This window comes from Amycolatopsis coloradensis, from assembly GCF_037997115.1.
Lineage (GTDB): Bacteria > Actinomycetota > Actinomycetes > Mycobacteriales > Pseudonocardiaceae > Amycolatopsis > Amycolatopsis coloradensis_A.
Genome location: NZ_CP150484.1, coordinates 2,524,438 through 2,547,693 on the forward strand (window position 1 = coordinate 2,524,438; position 23,256 = coordinate 2,547,693).

Consider the following 23,256-nt stretch of genomic DNA (forward strand, 5'->3'; position numbering starts at 1 on the left):
AATGGTCGTCGGAGGAGTTGCACGTGGCCGGTCGATCGACAGGTCGGGAGTCGTGGCGGATCGATGGCGGTCGATGTCGACCAGGTATGGAGGGGGCGGGTCGATGACTGTGGACGGTGCCTGGGGGAATGAAGATCCGGAGCTGATCGGCTGGCTTGAGCAGCATCGCGCGAAGACGCTCAAAGCCTATGCTGCAGACAGGCTTCTCCTGGGTGAGCATGCGAACCAAGAGGACAGCTTCAGGACTGGCGGATACTCTCAGCGGCAGGTTCTGGAACTGGTGCAAAACGCTGCCGATGCGCAACACGACGATCAGCCGGGCCGGGTCGAGGTGCACCTTGTCGGGGACACCTTGTATTGCGCAAATGAAGGTACTCCGTTCGCCCAGGGAGGGCTTGAAGCCATCTGTCACGCTTTTCTCAGCGGCAAGCGCGATCACGCTATTGGCAGGTTCGGTCTAGGGTTCAAATCCGTTCTGCGCATAACCGGAAAGCCGGCGGTCTTCAGTCAATCGATCAGCTTCGGGTTCGACGCCGATCGATCGACAAACGAGCTTGGTTTTTTGGATCCTGATGCCAAGCGGTTTCCCGTGCTTCGCATGCCTGCTCACCTTGACGCGTCGGAGGAGATTCGCGGCGATACTGTGCTGGCGGACTTGGCGCAGTGGGCGACGACGGTCGTCCGGCTGCCCCTGGTGGCGGAGGCGGACCGAATCAGCCAGGAGCTCAAACAGTTCCCGGCAGAGTTCCTGCTGTTCGTGCCAAGGGTGTCCGTCCTGCGGACCGTCGTCGACCGACTTGGTGAACGTGTCGATTCGACACACGAGTGCATTGTTCTCGCCAACGGGGTGCGTCGACTGCGCGTCGAAGGTCAGGACTTGTCGGAGTGGCGGGTCTGGCATGGAGTTCACCGCCCCTCGCCTCAAGCCTTGGAGGAGGTCGGGGAGGCAATCAGGCGGGATAGCATTGCAGTGACGTGGGCAGCCCCGTTGTCCTCTGACCGCACTGCTCTTGGTCGATTCTGGGCCTACTACCCTTTGGCGGAGACCACATCGTTGCGTGGCATTCTGAACGCCCCATGGCACGTCAACGATGACCGGACGAACCTCATCAGCGGGCGATTCAACGAGGAGATCCTCGATAAGATCGTTTCTTTGGTCGTCGAGGGGCTGCCGGAGCTCAGCGATCCAACGGATCCAGCGGGCCATTTCGACTACCTGCCTGCGCGTGGTCGGGAAGCGCCTAACTTCGCCGACCGCTTTCTCGCCGAGCGCGTACCGCGACTGGTTGCCACGAGTGCCTGCATTCCCGATCGCGATGGAGTTCTGCGTCGTGTCGACGAACTGAGGTTTCCTCACCAAGTGGACGTGCGGCTCGATCCGGCCATGCTCGAGGCCTGGTACGCGGCGCCGGGATGCCCACGCTCCGTTCCTCACCTCCAATGCTTCCGCAATCAGGTCAGGCAGGCCCGGTTGCGTAGCCTGGTTCGTGCTGACGACACGCGAGCCGCGCCGGTCGAATTGTCTCCTCCTAGCTGGCTGGAGCAGATTCTCGGTGAGAGGACGGACGAGGACTGCGCTTCGGCTCTTCGGGTCGTAGCGATCACGAAGGACCACGACACCCAGCGGGAGTTCCTCTCCGCCCGAGTCCTGCCGGATGACACTGGGCGTCTTTGGCCCTTGAGCGCTACCAACGACGTCTTCCTGTACGGCAACGTGCTGACCCGGAAGGCCGAGATCAGCCTGGTGCGACCATCGCTGCTCTCGCTACCGGAAGTCGAGCGGCTTCTCCGCGGGTTTGGCTTCCAGGACGTTGATCCTGCCCAAGAGCTGGCGAAGCTCACTCGCGCGAACACCAGGAAGTGGACCGGTGCGGAGTGGGCCGAATTCTGGAAGCTCGTCTCCGATGTGCCGAAGTCGGCGGCAGAGCAACATCTGGAGGATCACCTTGCCAAGGGGCGCAGGCTCAAGGTCAGGTGCCGGGACAGCGGATGGCACTACTCCGACGAAGTCGTCATCGCCGGTGAGATCAGGCCCAGAAACCCGGTGATGCTCCTCGATGAGGAATTCCACCAGGACTTGCACCCTGACCTGCTGCGCCGGATTGGCATCGCCTCCAGGCCCGTCGTGAGCCGTGCGCTGGCACACGACTCCACTCACCTCGAGTACCTTCGAACGCTTCGTACGAGCACGTTGGCAAGGCTGCCGAAGCGTGGGCGGCCACCCGAGAGCGAGTTCGGCTTCCTCGACCACGAACCTGTGGGGCCGTTGCATGTGCTCCGCAGGTTCCACGATTCTGGTGACATCGACGCGTGCGTCGGCTGGACCGAAGCCCTCCTTCGGCTGGACGTTCCGGTCATGTGGAAGTTCGGACACTTCACACGGAAGTCCTTTCCCTCCGACGACGTGCTCGCACCTTCACTTTGGGCGGCGCAGGAGTACGGACTCCTCGCGACATCGTGGGGACCGCGGCCGGCAACAGCCGGTGTCGCCAAGTCACTGTCAAGTTATGCTCCGCTACTGCCCGTGGTAGAGTGGCTGGCCGCGGCCAAGCTGCCGTTGCCCGACTCCCTGGCGGGAGTCGGCACGGATATCTGGCGTGAGTTCCTGGATCGAGTTCCTCAGACCGGGGACCCGTGGACGCTGGGCGCACTGATCGGTGAGGCCGCACGAAGGCTGGCCGAAGACGATGTCCCGGAGTACGTGCCCGCGATCAGCGGCTCATCAGGCTGTCGGGTGCCTCGACAGAGTCTCTTGATCGCCCAGACCGAGGAGGAGAGCGACGTCCTCGCGCATCGGCGCCCGCCGTACATTGCGGTGGCTGACGAAGCGCTTGTCGCGCTTCTGGTCGACAAGTGGGGATGCGTTCTCGCATCCTCCACGCTGCGCGTCGAGGTGCTGGCGGAAGACCAGGTTGAGGCGGTCGTCGCCCTGGACCGTTATCGGGGTCTCCGCCCATTGGCCACCGGTGCGCTCGATGGAGTGCAGCTCGTCGCGTGCGGTGATCTGTTCCGGCAGATCACCGGCCCGGACGGGACGGAGCGGGAACCTGCGGACCTGTTGCGTGACGGCGTCACCGTCTATCACCGGGCAACGCTTCAGGACGAGGATGTACTTGCGCGCCTCGCTGACGAGTTCGACCTCGATTTGACCACCGGTTCGATCAGCAGAATTCTCGATGATGCCCAGGATGAGGCGGTGCAGCACCGCGTCGCTCTATGCGCGGCCGAACAGGACCACGCGCGAAAGCTCCTGCACCTGCTCGACGCTCGCACACTCGAGGCCAGACTGCCGACGGGATTGTTGGAGACTGTCCGCAAACTCGACGACCATGGAGGAGAACTCCAGGTCGCCAGGTTGCTCATGGATGTATACGGCCACGACGTGCTGCGCGAACTGCGTCACGACCTCGAGGCAGCGGGATTTCCCGTACCCGACCGCTGGGCGGGCAGCCCACCTGCGGTCGGCTTCGTCCGCCGGCTCGGGTTTCCCACGGAGTACGCCGGAGAACGTGGATCCAATCTCCAGCCCGACCTCTTCGTGCTCGGGCCACCGAGGCTCGGACGTCTTCACCTCTACCAGCAGGAGCTCGTCGGAAGGATTCGGCGGCTGGTGGCCGACCGCAGCCGGGGGTTGCTGTTCCTGCCGACCGGTGCCGGAAAGACCCGAGTCGCGGTACAGGCGTTGGTGACGGCCTTCATCGAAGACGGCCTGACCGGTCATCTGCTTTGGGTTGCTCAAAGCGAGGAACTGTGTGAGCAGGCAGTGCAGACATGGAGCACGGTCTGGCGAGACATGGGTGACGGCCGCGCCCTGAGAGTCTGTCGACTCTGGAACAGGAACGAAATCGCCCAAGGCGAAGACGAACTTGTGGTCGTCGTGGCCACCGACGCGAAACTTGCCGTCTGTCGCGGTGAAGCAGAGTATGCATGGCTCTCGGACCCCTCTGTCGTCGTAGTCGACGAAGCGCACGAAGCGACTGGCACTGACTACACCAAGCTCCTCGCGTGGCTCGGGCTGGACTCCCGCCACACGAGCAGGCCGTTGCTCGGGTTGACCGCAACACCGTTCAAAGGCACCAGCGAGGAGATGACTGGACGCCTGGTGACACGCTTCGGCAACAACCTGCTCGACGTTCTCGGCGACGACCCGTACGGCACTTTGCAGCGTGAAGGCGTGCTCTCGGCCGTCGAGCACGAGGTCTTGGATGGTGGTGCGGTTTCCCTCAACGCTGAGGAGGCCGAGGCCACTCAACGCACGCGACTGCTGCCCTCCAGCGTCTTGGAGCGACTCGGCCGTGATGAATCCAGGACCCTGCGGTTGCTGGAGCACATCGAGCGCTTGCCGCGGGATTGGCCGGTCCTGGTGTTCGCCGCGTCCGTGCTGTCCGCACAGGTCCTGGCAGCTCTACTGCGTGTACGAGGGATCGAGGCGGCATCGATCAGCGGCTCCACCCGCATGCAGGAACGTCGTCGCAGCATCGAGCGGTTCCGAACAGGCGATATTCAAGTGCTCACCAACTGCAACGTTCTCACTCAGGGATTCGACGTACCGGGGGTGAGAGCGCTGTACATCGCCCGCCCGACCTTCAGCCCGAACGCGTACATCCAGATGGTCGGCCGAGGGTTGCGTGGGCCAGTCAACGGAGGGAAGCCCGAGTGCCTTGTGGTCAACGTCGCGGACACGTTCGACCAGTTCGGTGAACGGCTCGCTTACCGGGACTTCAACTACCTGTGGGAGAGGCAGGGCGGGCGACGGTCATGAGGATGATTCCCGCTGTCGAGACCTTCGGTCGAGTCGACAGTGCTGCCGAGTTGAGAGTCGCGCAGCTTCTTTCCCAGGTGGATCTTGGTACTCCCACGACCTGTCTGTACTCGGTGAGACTGCCTGTCCACGAGTACAAGCGGATGTCCGAAGTGGACTTCGTTGTGGTCTGGGACGACACAGTGCTAGTGATCGAGGTCAAGGGTGGGCGCCTGGGTCGTCGCGAGGGGTTGTGGACGTTCACAGATCGCTACGGGCAGGTGCACGAGAAGCGCGAGGGTCCTTTCGAGCAGGCCGCCTCAGCGATGTTCGCGCTGCAGCGCCGGCTCCAGGATCGTCTGCCGCGGCTCGACGTAGCGTTCGGCTTTTTGGTGATCACTCCGGATCAAGAACTCGGTCACGATGTGGAGTGGGAGCCTGCGCAACATGCCGGTCCGCGGAGTATGAGCGTCCTTGAGCTGGATCGTGCTCTTCGCCGTGCCCGAGCCTATTGGCATGAACGCCTCGGGCATCGGGTGCGAGGCGAGGCCCGCAAGGACTTGCTGGGCATCTTGCGTCCGGATTTCGACAGGGTGGCCAGCCTCGCCGCTCGGACCGCCGGACTTGAGCAGGGATACGTCCAGCTGGCCGAGAGGCAGTACGACCTCATCGTCGGCATCGAGAGCAACGACCGTATCGTTTGCACCGGCGGTGCGGGGGCGGGCAAGACGCTGCTGGCTGTGGAGACGGCACGTCGCGAGGCGGCCTCCGGCAACAAGGTCGTGCTCACATGCCGATCCCCGTTGTTGGCAGCTGTGCTTCGTGAAGCCGTCGCGGGAACTGACGTCATGTGCGGTGCATTGGACGAACTGCGTGGAGCGCCTCCCGCGGAGGTCCTGGTAGTCGACGAGGCCCAAGATCTGATGGAAGTCGGTGCGCTGCTGCAGTTGGACGGCCTGGTCCAGGGAGGTTGGGCGAGCGGACGCTGGCGCGTCTTCTGCGATCCCAACAACCAGGCTAATGTGGACGGTGCGTTTGACGAGGAGGCGTACCGGGAACTTGAGTCCAATGCCATCGTGACCAAGCTGCCGTACAACTGTCGAAATACATCACCTGTTGTGCTGCAGACTCAACTTGTCACAGGAGCGGACCTCGGCGTGGCAAGGGCAGGCGCCGGCCCTGCAGTCGAGTACAAGCACTACCAGGACGATCAGGACGCGGCCCGGTTGCTCGACACTCGCCTGAACGAGCTTCGGCAGCAGGACATCGATCTCGCCGACATCGCCGTCGTCACTCTCAGGAATCGTGTGGAGGATAGTTCCGCCGTACATTCCAAGGCTTTCCGAACTGGTCGGCTCAAGGATCAACCAGACCCAAGGCGGCGACAGCCCGGTACCGCTCGGCTGGTCACGACCGCGCAGATCAAGGGCCTGGAAGCGGCACATGTCTGCATGGTGGATGTGGACGACACCACAAGTGCAACGGATGCAGCTCGCTTGTACGTGGCGATGACCCGTCCGAGGATTAGCCTCTGGCTCGCCGTCAGCCAGACTGCATGGCGGCAGATCGAGCAGGGCCCCGAAAAGAGGACCACACGATGAGTGACTGCGACCCCGTCGGCGTGCGTGAGAACTTCTTCGACCACCTGCGGACGCACTACCTGGGGCCTGCATCAGGGCCGGAAGAGGTCATCCACACCCGACCGGAACACACCTACCTCGTCGGCACGCTGTACCCGCAGGGACCGGCCACCGAACGCCACTTCGGTGACACTCTCGGCACTGACGAGCATGACGAGGAGCTGGACCATCCCATCGAGATGGCGAACAACTGGCACCCGGCTTCCGCTGCCATCTCGTTCCTTCACGACGCACCCAAGCTGCACTGCGTCATCACCGTGGGAACCTACGAGAAGGTGCCAGGAAAGAAACCCGGCCATCGTGAGCAGTGGGTCCGCCGCGACTGGCGGGACGAGGTGGTCCTGCACGCCGAGCACGGCTCCCAAGGAAACAAGCTTGGCCTCTTCGACGACAGGGCGAAACTTGTCTGTGTCTGGAGGCGGACAGGTACGGCCTGGCTGGTCACCGTGGCATTAGAGAACTGTGCCGAACACGACCAGGCAGAGTCTCCGCCGCCTGCGGAGATGTGCCTGTTCCAAGCCGGTTTCGCCTGTCATGTCAAGGAAGGAAGGATTCTGCCTTACCCCAGCAGTGCGGACCTGTCGGATGACCCGGAAGATCAGGAACTCCGGCTGCTGTACCGACATCGGCGTGTCTACGGGATCGGGCACGGTTGTTCCGTCGACTGGGACGGGGACCAGGACGGCGAGATCCGGACAGTACGCACGGACATGCTGCCGACCACAATCGTTCGGGGTATGGCGCCGCCATCGGGTGACGCTGAGGTGCTCCGGCTGGCGCACCTCGCGGACGAGTCGGTCGAAACTGGTGTCCTGTGCGCCCAGCTCACGGCATTCGTCGGCGAGTACGAGAGCTGGATCGCCGTTCGTACAAAGGAAGCCGCCGGTCTCGAGGAGATCCACAGGCCCGCCGCCGAGCGACTCCTCGAGCGGATGGGGCGCGCTGCCGAACGGATGCACGAGGGAGTAGCCCTCCTGCGGAGGGACGCCACAAGCCTGCTTGCGTTTCGGCTCGCCAACGCCGCGATGCGCGAACAGATGCTTCAAACGCGACACGTCCGAGCCCATCAGGGAGTTCTGGGGGCTCCACTCGCAGCCAGGGACACCGAAGCCAAGGAACCGAGCTGGCACCACTTCCAGCTTGGGTTCCAACTTCTGAGTCTCGCGTCGACCGCGAACGAGGGGCATACCGACCGAGAGACTGTCGATCTCATCTGGTTCCCCACCGGCGGCGGGAAGACAGAAGCCTACCTCGGACTCGGCGCATTCGAGATGATCCGCAGGCGCCTCGTGAACGGCATCCGCGGCGGGGGAACCGCCATCCTCATGCGCTACACCCTGAGGCTGTTGACCAGTCAGCAGTTTCAACGCGCCGCTACCTTGATCTGCGCGCTTGAACGCCTCAGGGAGACTCACCCCGCTCTGGAGGGCACGCCGCAGTTCACAATCGGCCTGTGGGTGGGTGGAGAAACCACCCCGAACGACTATCGCGATGCCTTTGAGCAGTTCAAGGAACTCCTTCGCGCGCAGAAGCCCGACAATCCCTTCCAGCTGCTGAACTGCCCGTGGTGCGGTGTTCCCGTGGTTCCGAGGCGCCGGCAGGTCGGCGTCGACGGGGGAGCGAGCCCGGCGTACGGAATCAGGGCGACCAAGAGCACGTTCGAGTTCTTCTGTCCCCACGTGGACTGTCACTTCCACGAAAGCCTGCCGGTGAGCGTAGTGGACGAGCAGATATTCGCGGAGCCGCCGACGCTCCTCCTGGCCACCGTGGACAAGCTCGCTCGCCTGCCGTGGGTTCCGGACGCGGGGCGCGTCTTCGGCAGGGCAATGCCTTATGACGCACCGAGTCTGGTGATCCAGGACGAACTGCACCTGCTGTCCGGGCCGCTCGGAACCACCGTCGCGCTGTACGAGGCTGCTGTACACGCATTGCTCTCCTGGGACGGCAGCAAGCCCAAGATCGTGGCATCCACGGCAACCATTCGGGCAGCAGACCATCAGGTGCGCAACCTGTACGGGTCGTCGGTCGAACTCTTCCCACCTGCTGGGCTCGACGCCGACGACAGCTTCTTCGCTCGTACCGATCGGACTAGTCCGGGCAGGTTGTACGTGGGGCTGATGCCACAGGCATTCACCCAGGCCTCTGCCACAATCCTGACCGCCGTGGCGATCCTTCAGGCGCCCTCGATGCTGGGATTGACCGGCGATGCTCTGGACGCCTACTGGACGCTCGTCATCTACCACAACAGCCTGCGCGAGCTCGGGCGAACCGTGACACAGGTCCGTGACGACGTCGATGCCATGCTGCATGCTCGGAGAATCGACGGCAATGCGACGCGCAGTCTACGCGGCGACGGAGTCGTGGAACTCACCAGCGGAGTTCCGGCTGAACAGCTGCCAGAAATCATCAAACGGCTCGAACAGGGCGTCGGCCAGCAGGACGTCGTGGACGTCTTGGCGACCACGAACATGCTCTCGGTGGGCATCGACATCCCGAGGCTCGGGGTGATGGTCATGAACGGCCAGCCGAAGACGACGTCCGAATACATTCAGGCGACCAGCCGCGTAGGTCGCTCTGCCAAGGTTCCCGGGCTGGTTGTCACGTTGCTCCGGACGAACAAATCGCGGGACCGCTCCCACTACGAGTCCTTCCGGGCCTACCATGAATCGCTGTACCGGTACGTCGAGCCCACGAGCGTCACGCCCTGGTCACTTGCGTCCCGCGAGCGGTCATTGCGCGCTGCGTTCGTGCTGCTCGTACGGCATGGGGCCAGTCTCCGAAGAAATGAGCAGGCGGGCGATTTCTCGATGCATGATGCGTTCGTGCGACGGGCGCTTGACCATCTGATCTCAGCCGTTCAGCGCGCAGATCCGGACGAGGCAGAGGCGAGTGAGCGTGAGTTGCGACGTATCGCCCGGGAATGGCACGAACGTGCGGAGGCGCTCACCGAGCGCGGCGAACGTCTCTACTACCGGTCCAGAGAGCACGCCTCCCTGTTGAAAGACTTCAGTGCACAAGGAGAAGGTTGGCCGACTGCGCATTCCATGCGGTCGGTCGATCGCCAGGTCCGCATCCTGGCGGTGGGAGAGGGGCGTCGATGAGAACCGTGCGGTTGAGTCAGACCATCTCGCCGTTCGGCGTGGGGGCCATCATCGACGTCATGGGGGAATCCCTCATGGGTGTCGACATCAGCGAATGGCCCTACGACAGAACCGTGCGTGTGGAGTCCAAGCGCCTTGAGGAACGTCTCGGCGTGCAGGAATTGCGGTCTCCCCCAAGCGTTCCATCGCGACCGTCGATCAACAGCCCGGGGATTCCATACCAGCGCTTCCCGCGGTGGCTCTTCTGCCAGGACTGCCGGCGCATGGACCACTACCGGGCCCAGCAGGAGACGGGCGAGTCGCCACAGTGCAACCAATGCCGCGGAAAGTTGGTGCCTATGCGGTTCATCGCAGTGTGCACCACCAAGGGCCACGTCAGAGACGTCCCGTGGGACACGTGGGCACACTCCGCAACGGAGTCGGATTCCCAACTACGTTGCCACGATCGGGTGCTCGTGTTCGACATGGCGGTAAAGGGCAACGAAGGCCTGTCAGGGCTCGCTGTGCGCTGTCTGACTTGCGATGCCGTTCGGAATCTCGGTGATCTCCCGGCCCGTGGGGCTTTGCGTCGGATCGGTGTGAGTTGTCTTGGCGGGCAGCCATGGCAGCGCAACACACTTCCGTGCGACGAACCCCTTGAAGTGCTGCAGCGCGGTGCAACCAACGTCACCTTGGCCGACACCACGACAGCCCTCGACATCCCGGAACCTCTGGAGGGAGTGCGAGACATCGCGGCTGAGGTGCGGCAGCATCGCAACTTCGAGGATGTTCGCAGTGCTCCTCACGGCCCACGGGCGGCAATTCTCATCGGTCTCATCGCCGATGACCTCGGAATCGACGAGAGCCTCGTCCGTCAAGCTCTCGACGGGGATCCGAACGAGGTTCTGCGCGAGGCCCGCCGAGGTCTTCTCAGCGATGAGTGGGACGCTTTCCTCCAAGCTGTCGGCTCGACCGACGAGCCTGTCGGCACCCAGGACTTCGTCATCAGTGCGACCGAGTTCGCCCGTCCCGCAGTCGATACGTCTCCAGTGATCGAGCGATTTGCCAAAGACATCGACGCGGTGGTGCTCGCCCACAGACTTCGGGAGATCCGGGTCTTGCACGGGTTCCGCCGCTACTCGGCGGACGCCGATCTGGTCGACGTGCATCTGGGGCGGCGAGGACGCGGGCGCTGGCTTCCCGCTGTCGAATCGTTCGGGGAGGGGATCTTCCTCGCTTTCAACCAACAGAGGCTGGCAGAATGGGAACAACTGGACGAGGTCCAGTCTCGCGTGAGCCTGCTTGAGTCCCGCCGTCGTAATAGCATTCTGGGATCACGGCTTTTCGAGGCAACTCCTCGCGCGATCCTGCTTCACACGCTGGCCCACCTGTTGATGCGCAGGCTCGCCTTCTCGTGCGGGTACTCGTCCGCCTCCTTGAGGGAACGCATCTATGCCGAGACGACGCCGAGGTCAGAGGCAGGGATCTTGATCTACACCGCTGCCGGCGACGCTGAAGGGACGCTCGGTGGACTCGTACGAGAGGGAGAGGCGCCAAGACTCGCTCGCACGCTGGTGTCGGCCGTCGAAGAAGCCGGTTGGTGCTCGGCCGATCCGCTGTGTCGGGAAAGTCGCGGTCAAGGACCAAGCAGTCTGAACCGCGCAGCGTGCCACGCTTGTTCGCTCGTTTCTGAAACTTCTTGTGAACGGTCTAATGTCCTTTTGGACAGGGTCTTGGTGATCGGCGACCATAGAACGCCTGGATTCTTTCAGGAAGGGCTTGAAACGATCCGATCCGAGGTGGTTCGGCGAACCCAATCCCTTGAGGGGAGATAGTTGCCGGACGCCATAACACTGCTGGGCATGATCTACCGGACTCGGCAATGGCGACTGTGGCGCTGCATGCGCTACCAGAGCAGCCGAAGCGACCCTGCTTGGCGATGACCGCGTTGCGTGCCTTCGATAATAACGTCGTTGGTCAACGATCAGCATCGTCTGCGAACTGATGATCAAGTGCTGAGGGTGCAGGGAAACATCAACTCGGACACTCGCTCGAGAGCTGCGGCGGTGTGCGCATCTTGCTTCCTGTCCGACCACGTCTTCGGCGATTACCGGCGCCAACTGCTCAACGCAACACTTTTTGCGACCTCAGCGCCACCGCAGTGCAGGAACGAGAGCAGCGGATCGCCGGACTACGGCGAGCCATCACCGACATGGACGTCAAGATCAAAGGGCACGATCCGTAACTTTGATCTCGTCGATGACCCCGACGAACACTTCATCCGCGACATCAACGAAAGACGCGCCGAGCTCCGAGCCCAACGCGAACAGCTGGAGCTACAGCTCGCAGAGGTTGAACTGCGCATACTGGTCGCACCCAACCCCGCCCTGCTCGGCGCACTCCCCATGATGAAGATCGAAGTCGACCCACTACCCCAGGAACTCGCTCGTGTACTGTTCGAAGCCCTCTGGCTGGAGGTCCGCTACAACTGCGACACCAACACCGTCACCTGTCGGGCCACGCTGAGCGGCCCCACCGTCGCCGCCGCCAGCCGCGCCGCCCACGAAGCGGCGGTCATCTGGCTCGTTGACGCTCGACAGCGCCATGTACAGTGCAAACAAGAAAAAGGGAACAAGATCACCGGCTGCGGCCGATGATCTTGTTCCCATCCGTTTTGTGCCCCCGGCAGGATTCGAACCTGCGACACCCGCTTTAGGAGAGCGGTGCTCTATCCCCTGAGCTACGAGGGCATGTACTGCCACGCGCAGCTTACCGTGTAGCCACGCGAGGGAGCACGGGAGGGCGTCGTCACATCGGAGCGCGCCAGCGGCCAGCCCGGTGAAAGCCCCGAATGCCCCGAACGGCGGTTGCCCGACAGGCCGCGAGAGAGCATGCGGCCAGACCGGGACACTGGCCGCCTAGTGACACTCGACCTGCGGATCCGCCCAGGAGCAGCCACACTCTCCAGCAACAAACCAGGGTCTGAATCGAGCGCTAGATCGACACAGATGACCCGCGCGGGTCACTCGTACGTGTCTGGTTTCGAAACCCTGAACAACAGTAGGTAATCTTCGTTAACGGGACGCGAGACGCCGCTCCCCCGGCTGCCGGAGGGCTTCGTTGATCAAGCTCATGTTCGCCGACGACGAGGAACTGGTCCGTTCGGGCCTGCGTGCCATGATGTCGGGCGCTGCCGATATCGAGATCGTGGGCGAGGCGAGCGACGGGAGATCAGCGGTCGAGGTCGCCCGGCGGTACCACCCTGACGTCGCGTTACTCGACATCAAGATGCGGGCGCCTGACGACGGTATTCGCGCGTTGAGGGCGATTTTGGCCCTGCCGGATCCGCCGACCGTGGCCATGTTGACCACGTTCGACATCGACGACTACGTCAGTCTCGCGCTCAGGCTCGGGGCCAACGGCTTCCTCCTCAAGGATATCGACCCGGCGGCTCTCCTTCGGGCAGTGAGGGACCTCGCCAGGGGTGGCGCGGTGCTGGATCCGGGGGTCGCGGCGCGCATGGTCCAGTCGCACCGGGACGAGCAGCGGGCCGCGCAGCCGGCGCGCAAGCTGCTCGCGTCGCTGTCCGAGCGGGAGCGTGAGGTCGTCGGGCTGATAGGGCAGGGGCTGTCCAACGCCGAGATCGGCGGACGCCTGCACCTGTCCGAGGCCACGGTCAAGGGCTACGTCTCGGCCGTCCTGTCCAAGATCGGCGCGGCGAACCGGGTGCAGGCCGCGCTGCTGGCGTACCGCGGTGGCCTGCTCGACCAGTAATGATCCTCACCGCGCTCGAGTTCCTCGGCTTGATCGCGTTCGCCGCTTCGGGTGCCCTCGCGGCGGTGCGGTCCAGGTTGGACGTCTTCGGAGTCGTGGTCGTCGGGTTGACGACCGCGCTCGGCGGCGGGGTCATCCGTGACGTCCTGCTCGGGATCACGCCCCCCACGACCCTGCGGACCTGGCCCTATCTCGCGGTCTGCGGCGGGACGGCGCTGGTCGTGTTCGTCTTCCATCCGCAGATCGCGAAGCTGCGGCGCGCCGTGCTGCTCGCGGACGCGCTCGGGCTCGGGGTGTTCGCGACGGCGGGGACCACCATCGCGTTGAACGCGGGCGCCACTCCCTACGCGGCGTGCTTGATCGGGATGACGACGGGTATCGGAGGCGGCGCCGTGCGTGATCTTCTCCTGCGGGAAATCCCGCTCGTGCTGCGGAAGGAGATCTACGCGGTCGCGGCGCTCGCGGGGGCCGTACTCGTCGTGATCGGTCACTCTCTGCGACTGCCGCCGGGGGCGGTGACGGTGGTGGCAGCCGCCGCCGTGGTGGGGGTCCGGATGCTCGCTTTGTGGCGGAGATGGAACGCACCCGTTGCGAAAGGGCCCGAGACCGGCTGAAACGTCATCTGGACCGCCGGATTTCCTTTGTTGGTTCTGTGTGTGTTCTTAGGCGAGTCTCAGCACTCTGCGTAAGACTGTCGCCATGCGCATCCTCGTAGTGGACGACGACAGGGCCGTCCGTGAATCACTCAGGCGATCCCTTGAGTTCAACGGGTACCAGGTGGAACTGGCCGGGGACGGCGCACAGGCCTTGGAAGCGATCATCGCCAACAGACCCGACGCGATGGTCCTCGACGTCATGATGCCGCGGCTCGACGGCCTCGAGGTCGCCCGGAGGCTGCGGAGCACCGGAGACGACCTTCCGATTCTCGTCCTCACCGCGCGGGACACCGTTTCCGACCGGGTGTCCGGCCTCGACGCCGGCGCGGACGACTACCTACCGAAGCCCTTCGCGCTCGAAGAGCTTCTCGCGCGCCTTCGCGCGCTTCTGCGCCGGGCGATCCCGGATCCGCAGGCCGGACAGAACGCCGAAATCCTCTCGTTCGCGGACCTCACCTTGGACCCGGGGACGCGTGAGGTGCGCCGGGCTGGGCGGGAGATCAGTCTCACGAGGACCGAATTCGCCTTGCTGGAGCTGTTCCTCTCCTACCCGAAGCACGTTCTGACCCGCAGCCGGATCCTGGAGGAAGTATGGGGATACGACTTCCCGACGTCGGGCAACGCGCTGGAGGTCTACGTCGGTTATTTGCGCCGAAAGACCGAGGCTGGGAACGAACCGAGGCTGATCCACACGGTGCGGGGAGTGGGTTACGTCCTGAGGGAAACCCCGCCGTGACGGAGCCGGTCCCGGTCGTCGACGTGTCCGAAAAGGATCCGCGCGGCGACCGCTGGGGCACGCGGCGCTTCTCGCTCCGCGGCCGGGTGACGCTGCTCGCGGCCGCTTCGGTGGCGGGTGCGGTGGCGCTGGTGTCGCTCGGCGCGTACCTCGTCGTGCGCGACAACCTCTACCAGCAGGTGGACGACAACCTGCTCGCCCGCGCGCAGGCCGCGGTCGATTCGCCGCAGGTGCAGACCGAACTGCAGCAGGTGCCCGGCGCCTTCCTCGCCAGCGCGGACCTGCAGATCGGGCAGCTGACGGTCGGGGAGAAGGTCCGGCTGACCTATCCGCAGTCCGGGAGCCGCCCGCCGTACGGCGAGGACGAGATCGCGGTCGCCTCCGGGGACAAGGCGTTCTCCCTGCGCACCGACCCGAGGACCGACAGCCGCGTCGTCGCCCTCCCGCAGGGGGACGGCCAGGCGATGGTGCTCGCCCAGTCGCTCGGGCCGACGAAGCGCACCCTGAACGAGCTTTCGGTGGTCCTGTTCCTGATCGGCGGCGCCGGGATCCTGGTCGCCGCGGCCGCGGGAACGGCCGTCGCGAGAGCGGGCCTGCGGCCGGTCGACAGACTCACGTCGGCGGCGGAACGCGTCGCCACCACGGGTGATCTGCGGCCGATCCCGGTCAGCGGCGACGACGAACTCGCCCGCCTCACCCAGAGTTTCAACACGATGCTGGGCACGGTCGCCGAATCGCAGGAGCGGCAACGGCAACTCGTCGCCGACGCCGGCCACGAACTCCGCACCCCGCTGACGTCGCTCCGCACCAACCTGGAGCTGCTCCTGTCCGCGAGCAGGCCCGGCGCGCGGACGCTGTCCGACGAGGACCGCAGCGACATCGAGGCCGACATCCGCGGCCAGCTCGACGAGCTGACCCAGCTGATCGGCGACCTCGTCGAACTGGCGCGCCAGGACGAGCCGCGGATCGAGCACGAGCGGGTCGAGATGGTCGACGTCGTCGAGCGTGCGCTGGACAGGGCACGCCGCCGCGCGGGCGAGATCGAGTTCGACGTCTCGCTCCAGCCATGGGTGCTGACCGGCGACACGAGCGCGCTGGAGCGCGCGGTGCTGAACCTGCTGGACAACGCGGTGAAGTTCTCGCCGGAAGGATCGACGGTCGGGGTCCGGCTGTACCCGGTCGGCGACGGCACCGCGGTGCTCGAAGTCGAGGACTCGGGGCCGGGGATCGCCGACGAGGACCTGCCGAAGGTGTTCGACCGCTTCTACCGCTCGTCGGAGGCGCGGACGCTGCCCGGTTCCGGGCTCGGGCTGGCCATCGTCCAGCACGCGGCGCAGCGGCACGGCGGCGACGTCTACGCGGGGCGCGCGTCCACCGGTGGCGCTCTGATGACCTTGCGGCTCCCGGGAGCCCCGGCCTGACGGGTGATTACGCTGACGGGTGATGAGCACCGAGAACGCGCCTGAGATGCCGCCCCGCCGTCTGCTGTGGACACTGCTGGTGGCCGCGGTGCTGCTGGCCGCCGACCAGCTGACCAAATGGTGGGCCGTCGACGCCCTCACCGGCCACGCGCCGATCCCGGTGATCGGCGACTTCATCCGGTTCCGGCTGCTCTACAACCCCGGCGCGGCGTTCTCGCTGGGCGCGAACTCCACCTGGATCTTCGCGATCCTGGCCGCGGCCGCGGTGGTCGCGCTGCTGTGGATCTCCCGCAAGGTCCGCTCGGCGGGCTGGGCGATCTCGCTCGGGCTGCTGCTCGGTGGCGCGACTACGCATCTGGGCGACCGTTTGTTCCGCGAGCCCGGTTTCGCGCGTGGCCACGTCGTCGACTTCATCGACTACAACGGCTGGTTCGTCGGGAACGTCGCCGACATCGCGCTGTTCTTCGGCGCCGTCTCGCTTTTCGTGCTGAGTTTCCGCGGCGTCCCGATCGAAGGCGTCAAGGAATAACGAGACAGAACTCGTTCCCTTCCGGATCGGCGAGTACACGCGCGCCCAAGGCGACGAGCCGTTCGACGCTGTCTCCCGTCAGGTCCTGATTGAAGAAGAGCCGCGGTCCCGACGCTGCTTCGACCAGTACCGAAGGATCGTCTTCGGGGCCCGAAAACCCCAGTGAACGAAGGCGATCAAGCTCTTCTTCGTCATAGGGTGCGACTTCGTAGCCGTCGAGCGCGGCCGCCCGGAAACGGGCGAGCGAAGCCGGATGACGGCAGTCGAAGACGACGTCGCGAAGCCTGGCCATGGCCTCATGGTGACAGTCGGCGCGGCTCGTCGCGCCATGTTTGATCGTGTAGGATTTTGTGTAGTTGATCCAGGGAGGCTTAGTGCTCGCGCGGCAACGGCAGGCGGTGATCCTCGAGGAGGCGCGCCGGACCGGGGCGGTCCGGGTCAGCGATCTCGTCGCGAGGCTCGGCGTCTCCGATATGACGGTGCGCCGCGACCTCGACGTGCTCGCCGGCCGCGGACTGGTCGAGAAGGTCTACGGCGGCGCCACCTCCGTCGCCGGCAAGAGCACCGACGAGCCCGGATTCGAGGCCAAGTCCGTGCGCCAGCGCGCGCAGAAGGAGGCCATCGCCCACCTCGCCGCCGGGCTGGTCCGGCCGGGCACCGCGATCGGCATCTCCGCGGGCACCACCACGTGGACGCTGGCCAGGGCGCTCGACGAGGTCGCGGGCCTGACTATCGTCACGAACTCCATCCAGGTCGCCGACGTGCTGCGCGGCGTGAACCAGCCGGATCGCACGGTGGTCCTCACCGGCGGCGTCCGCACCCCGTCGGACGCGCTGGTCGGTCCGGTCGCCGTGCAGAGCCTGCGGTCGCTGCACCTGGACGTCGTCTTCCTCGGCGTGCACGGGATGGCCGAGGGCCCGGGGTTCACCACGCCGAATCTCACCGAGTCCGAGACCGACCGCGCGCTGGTCGAAGCGGGCCGCAAGCTGGTCGTGCTGGCCGACCACACCAAATGGGGCATCGTCGGCATCTCCACGATCGCCGGGCTCGAAGAGGCCGACGTCGTCGTCTCGGACGACGGTTTGCCCGACAAGGCAAGGGAAAGGCTCATCGAGCAGGCGGGTGAGCTGATGATCGCCGAAACGGAGGAGACGGCTGAGGCCGAAGACGCGTGAAACGCCAGGCCGGGAGACGCGAACAGGCTGCGCGCCACCCGCCGCCGGGGCCATACTCATGTCCGATGCACAGCTTTGGCTCAGGAACTTCTCAGGACCATCCCGCAAGGTGAAGACATGACCGAGAACGACCCCAGCGGCCAGGACGCCGAGAAGGCGCGGCCCGCCGGCGCTCAGCCGGACGCGGAGCCGAGCGCGAGCTGGGCGGCCCAGCCCGCGCCGCAGCAGCCTGACGCGACCGGCCTCGGCGGCCATGCCACTCCGCACACCGGAGCGCAGCAGGCCTACACCCCGGAACAGCAGCAGTACAACCCGTGGTCTCCCCAGGCGCAGTCCCAGGAACACCAGACGCAGGGTCACTACGCCCAGGGACACCAGGTGCCGGGCCAGCAGACGCCGTTCACCCAGCCGGGTCCGTCGGTGTACGCGGTCCCGCAGCAGCGGCAGGCGCAGAAGTCCACGTCGGGCAAGCTGCTCGCCGGTGTCGCGGCGATCGCGCTGGTCGTCGGCGGTGTCGCGGGCGGCACGGTCGGCTACCTGACCGGTGACGCGTCCGGCGGCTCTTCCGTGAACGCGCTCGACGCGCCGAAGCCCGCCCAGCAGACGGGCAATCTGCCCGCCGGTTCGGTCGAAGCGGTGGCACAGAAGCTTTCGCCGAGCGTGGTCGAGCTCCAGGTGTCGGGGCGCTCGGGCGCGGGCGAGGGTTCCGGTTTCGTGCTCAGTACCGACGGCTACGTGCTGACCAACAACCACGTCGTCGAGGTCGCCGCCGGTGGCGGGCAGATCCAGGCGGTGTTCCAGGACGGCAAGAAGGGCACGGCGACCGTCGTCGGCCGTGACCCCACGACGGATATCGCCGTGGTGAAGGTCAGCGGTGTCAGCGGCCTGACCCCGGTGGAACTCGGCCGCTCCGACGACCTGCGCGTCGGGCAGCCGGTGGTCGCCATCGGTTCGCCGTTCGAACTGACGGGCACGGTCACCTCGGGCATCGTCAGCGCGCTGAACCGGCCGGTGAGCGCCGGCGGCAACGGCGACCAGACCACCGTGATGTCGGCGGTGCAGACCGACGCGGCGATCAATCCCGGTAACTCCGGTGGCCCGCTCGCGAACATGGCAGGTCAGGTCATCGGCATCAACTCGGCGATCTACAGCCCGAAGTCCGCGCAGGGCCAGGGCGGCGAGAGCGGCGGCAACGTCGGCATCGGCTTCGCGATCCCGATCGACCAGGCGCGCCGCACGGCCGACGACATCATCAACACCGGCCAGGCGACGCAGACCTTCATCGGCGCGCGAGTGCAGACGGCGCCGACCGGCGGAGCGCAGCTCGGTGAGATCTCGCCGGGCAGCCCGGCGGAGAAGGCGGGCCTCAAATCCGGTGACGTCGTGACGAAGCTGGACGACCGGCCGATACCCAACGCGGACGCGCTCGTCGCCGAGATCCGCACCCGGGCGCCGAACGACAAGGTGAAGTTCACGCTCAGCGGGGACAAGGTCATCGAGGTGACCCTCGGCGGGCAGCCCGTCACCCCGAACTAGCCCATCCAGAGACGCTCGGCCGCAGTGCGCGGCCGAGACCAGCTCCGGCTCGAACCCCCAGCGGGCCGGACCCGAAGAGGCCACGCGCGACCGGCTGCCAATCCCGGTCGCGCGTGGCCCTTTCCAGGGAGAAGAAGAGCGAACGTGTCAGGTTCGTGGGCGGGGCCGGCGGTGGGCCGAAGCCTCCCTTCGTCGCGTCCGATGCAGCGAAAGGAGCCTTCGGCTGCGGCAGGTGCGTGGCGAGCTGAGCCTCCGACGAGCGCAGGAGGCCTTCGTGACATGGTTCCGGACTGGCCATGGGAGCCGATCGTGGCCCGAGTGTCCACAAGGGACACTTTCGCGCGATGAAATGTCTGGTTTATGGCTAGATGTTCGGTTCTTGACAAGGGTCGTGAGTGCTCAAAATGGACACTGTTCCCCGACTGGAGTCCCTTGTGGACGATCAAGAGCACGTCAGGCTCCGGGCGGCCTGCTTCGCCATTGACTCGATCACGCCACCTTTGACTTTCGACCCGATATCACGCCTTCCGCCGGACCAGCGCGGCCACGAGTACGCCGAGCCAGACGACCGCCAGGGTGACGAGCAGACCGGTGACGGTGTCGGCGTCGTGCAGGCCCGGGTTCCGAGCGCCGCCGAAAGGACGCCACAGCAACGGGAACGCGAGCAACGTCAGCACACCGGTGAGCACCGCGCCCGTCTTGACCGGCGTCTTCCAGCGTTCCGGGAGGAACCTGCTCAGCGTGAATCCCACGGCGCCGACCAGCGGCGCGATCAGCAGGTCGTGCGCCAGCGGGCCGCCGACGAGCCATCCGAGTGTCCCGAAGACGTCCGGGCGCAGCGGGAAGGCGTACTCGGAGAACAGCACCGCGCCCCATGTGAGCGCGGCGAGGCCGGGCAGTAACAGCAGCAGCCGCAACGTCTTCACAGCGTCTCCAAACGGGTGACCCATTTCGTCTGCAGGACGCCCGGCCGGCTCGGGGCGATGATCCGGCACGGGAAGCCGTGGTCGGCGTCGAGCACTTCACCGTTGAGTTCCAGCGCCAGCAGGGTGAGGTCGTCCGCGGTGTGCTCGCCGGGGAGTTCGCTGATCCCGTAGAGCCCGGCCTTCTCCAGCGAGAACACGCGGACCGGAGTGCCTGGTGCGCTTCCGGCGTGCCGCAACAGCTCCGGCAGGGAGACACCGCTCCAGCGCGCGGACTCGCTCCATCCCTCGACGCACGCGATCGGCAGCTCGGCCGAAGTCCTCGGGAGGGCTCGAAGCTGTTCCAGCGAATAGGTCTTCGTGCCGTCCGGGGTCACCACAGAAAGCCGCCAGCCGGGGTCGTTCGCCGTGTCCACGACGCCTGCCGCCGCGGCGGTCCGGTTCACCGGCAGCCCTTGTGGCCCCTTACCGCTGCGCCACGAGAGGCCGGAAACGTTACGCAGCAACGGAACCGTGGCCCCGGCTGTGGCGGCGACGGCGACTCCCGCGGCCAGCCAGGTCGTGCGGAGGAAGGCTCGTCGCGAGGGCTCGGGCTTCCGGGTGATCGAGCGGCGGATGCTGGGGAGCTTCACCGCGATGTGCACCAGGATCGAGCCGATCGCCACCCACGCGACCGCGTAATGCAGCTGCGGGAAGTAGAAGTTCCACGGATAGTTCTGCGCGACGTTGAACAGACCGGTGACGAGTTCGAAGAAGGCGGCCGCGGAAAGCACGAGGATCGACAGACGTTCGAGCGCGTGCGGCAGCGACCGGATCACCGGTCGTTCGAACAGTTTCGGGTAGACGCTCCAGAGTTTGGCCAGCAGCAGGGGAACCGACGCGATACCGGAGAGCACATGCGTGCCCTGCGTGATCCGGTACAGCCAGACCGGGCGGCTCGGCCAGCCGAACCACGACGGCGGATGCTGGACGAGATGGCTGAGCAGGCCGGTGACGAAGCACAGCGTGAACGTGACGGCGAGCGCGAGCCCGATCCGGGACGTCACCCGTTCCGAAGGTGTGTTCATGCTTTCTCCAGGCAGGCGAACCAGCGGTGGCCGTGGCTGGTGGACCACGCGACGCGGAACGCGGTGCGGGCGGCGAGGTCCGCGATCGCCTCGACGCCGACCCACGCCCAGGTGAACCACGGTCCTTTGTCGGGACGCAGCCGGACCCGGTCCTGGCGGAGTCCGCGGCCCGGCGGGTCGAGTTCGACGAGTACCGTCCCGCCGTCCGTGATCAGTTCCGCCATCCGCGCGAGGAGGCGGTGCGGATCGCCGCCGATGCCGATGTTCCCGTCGGCGAGCAGGACATGCCGCCAGCGCCCTTCGCCGGGGAGCCGGTCGAACACGTCCCGGTGCAGCGCGGCGGCACCACGGGCGTGAGTGAGCCGCACGGCGGTGGCCGAGATGTCGACGCCGAGCGAGGCGACGCCGCGTTCGGTCAGCGCGGCGGTGAGCCTGCCGGGCCCGCAGCCGACGTCGAGGGTCGGGCCGTCACAAGCGGTGAGGAGGACGTCGTCGCCTTCGCAGGGGATGGCCGTCCAGCGGTCGACCGGCAGGTCGACGCGTTCGCCGGTCGCCAGTTCCAGCCAGCAGCGGTGGCCGAGCAGGCCGCGGTCGAAAGTGGTCACCGGACTTCGGCCACCGCTCGGGCGAACCGGCCGTGCGGAGCCGCCGCCGCGACCCGGCGCGCGTCCGCGAAAGTGTCCACATCGGACAGTGTGGGCAGGGCGCCGGGGCGGAGGCCGATGCCGGCCAGTGCGCGCAGGGTCTGACGTCCGGTGTCGTCACGCGACATCGGCACCCCGGCGAGAGCCTTGGCGTGCGAAGGATCCTTGAGCCCGAGCGCCCACCAGCCGCCGTCCTCGGCGGGCCCGAGGACGGCATCTCCGGGCCGGTCCGCGGCTTCGGCCAGGAGCGCCGGGGTGACCTGCGGGGTGTCCATCCCGATCTGCAGCACCGGTTCCCCGGGACGGGGCGCGTCGGCGTGGGCGTTGACGAGCCGCAGGTCGAAACCTTCCCCGCGTTGGGCGATCACCTCCGTTTTCCGGAGTGTCGCGGCGATCTCCGTGCCGCGGGCGGCCCTGCGGAGTTCGCCGGTCATGGCGACGACCACGCGTGCGTCCGGCGTCAGGAGGGCGGCTTCGAGGGTGTCGAGCAGTGAGGCGGCCGCGATCTCGGCGGCCTGTTCCGGTGTCGCGGGCGGGCACAGCCGCGTCTTCGCGAAACCGGGCACGGGCGCCTTGGCGACGATCAACAGGCAGAAGGTCATCGGCTCAGCACCCGCCCGAAATCCCGCGCGGCGCGGAACGTTCCCCGCAGCGAGCCGGAGACCTTCGACTTCGTGCCCTTGGCGCGTTCGCCGTAGGACACGTCGAACTCGGCGACCCGCCATCCCGCGCGCCTCGCCTTGATCAGCAGTTCGAGCGGGTAACCGAAGGCGCGATCGGTGACGTCGAGATCGAGGAGCGCCTGCCGCCGGACGGCTCGTAGCGGCGCGATGTCGCGGACCGGCAATCCCTTGTATCGCAAGAGCGACGAGATCACGGCGTTGCCCGCTCTCGCGTGCCACGGCCAGACACCGGGACCGCTGGGCATCCGCCGCCCGACCGTCAGCTCGGCGTCGGCGAGGCCGCCGACCAGCATCGGCAGTTCGGCGAGGTCGAGGGAACCGTCGGCGTCGGCGAAACAGACGACGTCCGCCGTGGCCGCCTCCAGCCCGGTGTGCACAGCGGCGCCGTAACCGCGCCGGGGTTCGTGGACGACCTTCGCCCCGAGCCCGGCCGCGATTCCGGCGGAACCGTCCGTGGAACCGTTGTCGACCACGATCGCCCGATACCGCTCGGGCAGGGCCGCCAGCACGCCGGGAAGGGCACCGGCCTCGTCGAGACAGGGGAGCACGACGTCAACCTGGTCATCGTTCACGCAACGCACGTTAAGTCCGGGATGGAGGGACCAAAACCCTTGTGCTGCTTACCGAATTCTGACGTCGGGGAAGTTCTTA

Annotated in this window: 18 protein-coding genes and 1 tRNA gene; 12 read left to right on the forward strand and 7 right to left on the reverse strand. The window is 66.2% G+C overall.

What is annotated here, in order from left to right:
* The first annotated feature begins 103 nt into the window (after nucleotides 1-103).
* The 5 genes from LCL61_RS11950 (at nucleotide 104) to LCL61_RS11970 (ending at nucleotide 12,118) form a co-directional block, all read left to right on the forward strand.
* Nucleotides 104-4,762, forward strand: coding sequence for a DEAD/DEAH box helicase (locus tag LCL61_RS11950; RefSeq protein WP_340686898.1), 4,659 nt, complete (start codon nucleotides 104-106; stop codon nucleotides 4,760-4,762).
* 2 nt (nucleotides 4,763-4,764) lie between these two features.
* Nucleotides 4,765-6,342 (forward strand): nuclease-related domain-containing DEAD/DEAH box helicase, encoded by a 1,578-nt coding sequence (locus tag LCL61_RS11955; protein WP_340686899.1) that lies wholly within the window; start codon nucleotides 4,765-4,767, stop codon nucleotides 6,340-6,342.
* Nucleotides 6,339-9,482 (forward strand): helicase-related protein, encoded by a 3,144-nt coding sequence (locus LCL61_RS11960; protein ID WP_340686900.1) that lies wholly within the window; start codon nucleotides 6,339-6,341, stop codon nucleotides 9,480-9,482. Before LCL61_RS11955 ends, LCL61_RS11960 begins: the two co-directional genes overlap by 4 nt.
* Nucleotides 9,479-11,296, forward strand: coding sequence for a DUF1998 domain-containing protein (locus tag LCL61_RS11965; protein ID WP_340686901.1), 1,818 nt, complete (start codon nucleotides 9,479-9,481; stop codon nucleotides 11,294-11,296). Before LCL61_RS11960 ends, LCL61_RS11965 begins: the two co-directional genes overlap by 4 nt.
* 138 nt (nucleotides 11,297-11,434) lie before the next feature.
* The gene (locus LCL61_RS11970; protein WP_340686902.1) at nucleotides 11,435-12,118 is read left to right on the forward strand and encodes a hypothetical protein; all 684 of its coding nucleotides are present in this window, start codon (nucleotides 11,435-11,437) and stop codon (nucleotides 12,116-12,118) included.
* Nucleotides 12,119-12,138: 20 nt separating this feature from the next.
* On the opposite strand, the gene LCL61_RS11975 is transcribed toward LCL61_RS11970, so the two are convergent.
* A tRNA-Arg gene (locus LCL61_RS11975) sits at nucleotides 12,139-12,211 on the reverse strand.
* A 370-nt stretch (nucleotides 12,212-12,581) separates the two neighbouring features.
* On the opposite strand from LCL61_RS11975, the gene LCL61_RS11980 reads away from it, so the two are divergent.
* The 5 genes from LCL61_RS11980 (at nucleotide 12,582) to lspA (ending at nucleotide 16,577) form a co-directional block, all read left to right on the forward strand.
* Nucleotides 12,582-13,235 (forward strand): response regulator, encoded by a 654-nt coding sequence (locus tag LCL61_RS11980; RefSeq protein WP_005155565.1) that lies wholly within the window; start codon nucleotides 12,582-12,584, stop codon nucleotides 13,233-13,235.
* Entirely contained in the window at nucleotides 13,235-13,849 is a 615-nt protein-coding gene (locus LCL61_RS11985; RefSeq protein ID WP_340686903.1) for a trimeric intracellular cation channel family protein, read from the forward strand. The genes LCL61_RS11980 and LCL61_RS11985 overlap by 1 nt, the downstream gene beginning before the upstream one ends.
* A gap of 85 nt (nucleotides 13,850-13,934) precedes the next feature.
* On the forward strand, nucleotides 13,935-14,627 hold the full coding sequence (locus LCL61_RS11990; protein ID WP_020631674.1) for a response regulator transcription factor: 693 nt from the start codon (nucleotides 13,935-13,937) through the stop codon (nucleotides 14,625-14,627).
* On the forward strand, nucleotides 14,624-16,048 hold the full coding sequence (locus LCL61_RS11995) for a HAMP domain-containing sensor histidine kinase (protein WP_340686904.1): 1,425 nt from the start codon (nucleotides 14,624-14,626) through the stop codon (nucleotides 16,046-16,048). Before LCL61_RS11990 ends, LCL61_RS11995 begins: the two co-directional genes overlap by 4 nt.
* Before the next feature lie 22 nt (nucleotides 16,049-16,070).
* Entirely contained in the window at nucleotides 16,071-16,577 is a 507-nt protein-coding gene (gene lspA / locus LCL61_RS12000; RefSeq protein ID WP_340686905.1) for a signal peptidase II, read from the forward strand.
* Here the strand turns inward: lspA and LCL61_RS12005 are convergent.
* Nucleotides 16,567-16,869 carry a VOC family protein gene (locus tag LCL61_RS12005; RefSeq protein ID WP_340686906.1) on the reverse strand — a complete coding sequence of 101 codons (303 nt, stop codon included), beginning with the start codon at nucleotides 16,867-16,869 and terminating at the stop codon, nucleotides 16,567-16,569. The two genes, lspA and LCL61_RS12005, sit on opposite strands and share 11 nt — an antisense overlap.
* A gap of 82 nt (nucleotides 16,870-16,951) precedes the next feature.
* Between LCL61_RS12005 and LCL61_RS12010 the strand changes: the two genes are divergently transcribed.
* A complete protein-coding gene (locus tag LCL61_RS12010; protein WP_340686907.1) occupies nucleotides 16,952-17,752 on the forward strand; it encodes a DeoR/GlpR family DNA-binding transcription regulator in 801 nt (266 codons plus the stop codon).
* 117 nt (nucleotides 17,753-17,869) lie between these two features.
* Nucleotides 17,870-19,288: a S1C family serine protease gene (locus LCL61_RS12015; RefSeq protein WP_340686908.1), complete on the forward strand. Its 1,419-nt coding sequence runs from the start codon at nucleotides 17,870-17,872 to the stop codon at nucleotides 19,286-19,288.
* 518 nt (nucleotides 19,289-19,806) lie between these two features.
* On the opposite strand, the gene LCL61_RS12020 is transcribed toward LCL61_RS12015, so the two are convergent.
* Genes LCL61_RS12020 through LCL61_RS12040 form a run of 5 tightly spaced genes read right to left on the reverse strand, consistent with a single transcriptional unit; the run spans nucleotide 19,807 to nucleotide 23,177 of the window.
* The gene (locus tag LCL61_RS12020; RefSeq protein ID WP_340686909.1) at nucleotides 19,807-20,214 is read right to left on the reverse strand and encodes a hypothetical protein; all 408 of its coding nucleotides are present in this window, start codon (nucleotides 20,212-20,214) and stop codon (nucleotides 19,807-19,809) included.
* Nucleotides 20,211-21,278, reverse strand: a complete 1,068-nt coding sequence (locus LCL61_RS12025) for a molybdopterin-dependent oxidoreductase (protein ID WP_340686910.1) — start codon at nucleotides 21,276-21,278, stop codon at nucleotides 20,211-20,213. The genes LCL61_RS12020 and LCL61_RS12025 overlap by 4 nt, the downstream gene beginning before the upstream one ends.
* Nucleotides 21,275-21,883 (reverse strand): class I SAM-dependent methyltransferase, encoded by a 609-nt coding sequence (locus LCL61_RS12030; RefSeq protein WP_340686911.1) that lies wholly within the window; start codon nucleotides 21,881-21,883, stop codon nucleotides 21,275-21,277. The genes LCL61_RS12025 and LCL61_RS12030 overlap by 4 nt, the downstream gene beginning before the upstream one ends.
* Nucleotides 21,880-22,524, reverse strand: coding sequence for a TIGR04282 family arsenosugar biosynthesis glycosyltransferase (locus tag LCL61_RS12035; protein WP_340686912.1), 645 nt, complete (start codon nucleotides 22,522-22,524; stop codon nucleotides 21,880-21,882). The genes LCL61_RS12030 and LCL61_RS12035 overlap by 4 nt, the downstream gene beginning before the upstream one ends.
* Nucleotides 22,521-23,177: a glycosyltransferase family 2 protein gene (locus tag LCL61_RS12040; protein WP_340686913.1), complete on the reverse strand. Its 657-nt coding sequence runs from the start codon at nucleotides 23,175-23,177 to the stop codon at nucleotides 22,521-22,523. Before LCL61_RS12040 ends, LCL61_RS12035 begins: the two co-directional genes overlap by 4 nt.
* Nucleotides 23,178-23,256: the final 79 nt, after the last annotated feature.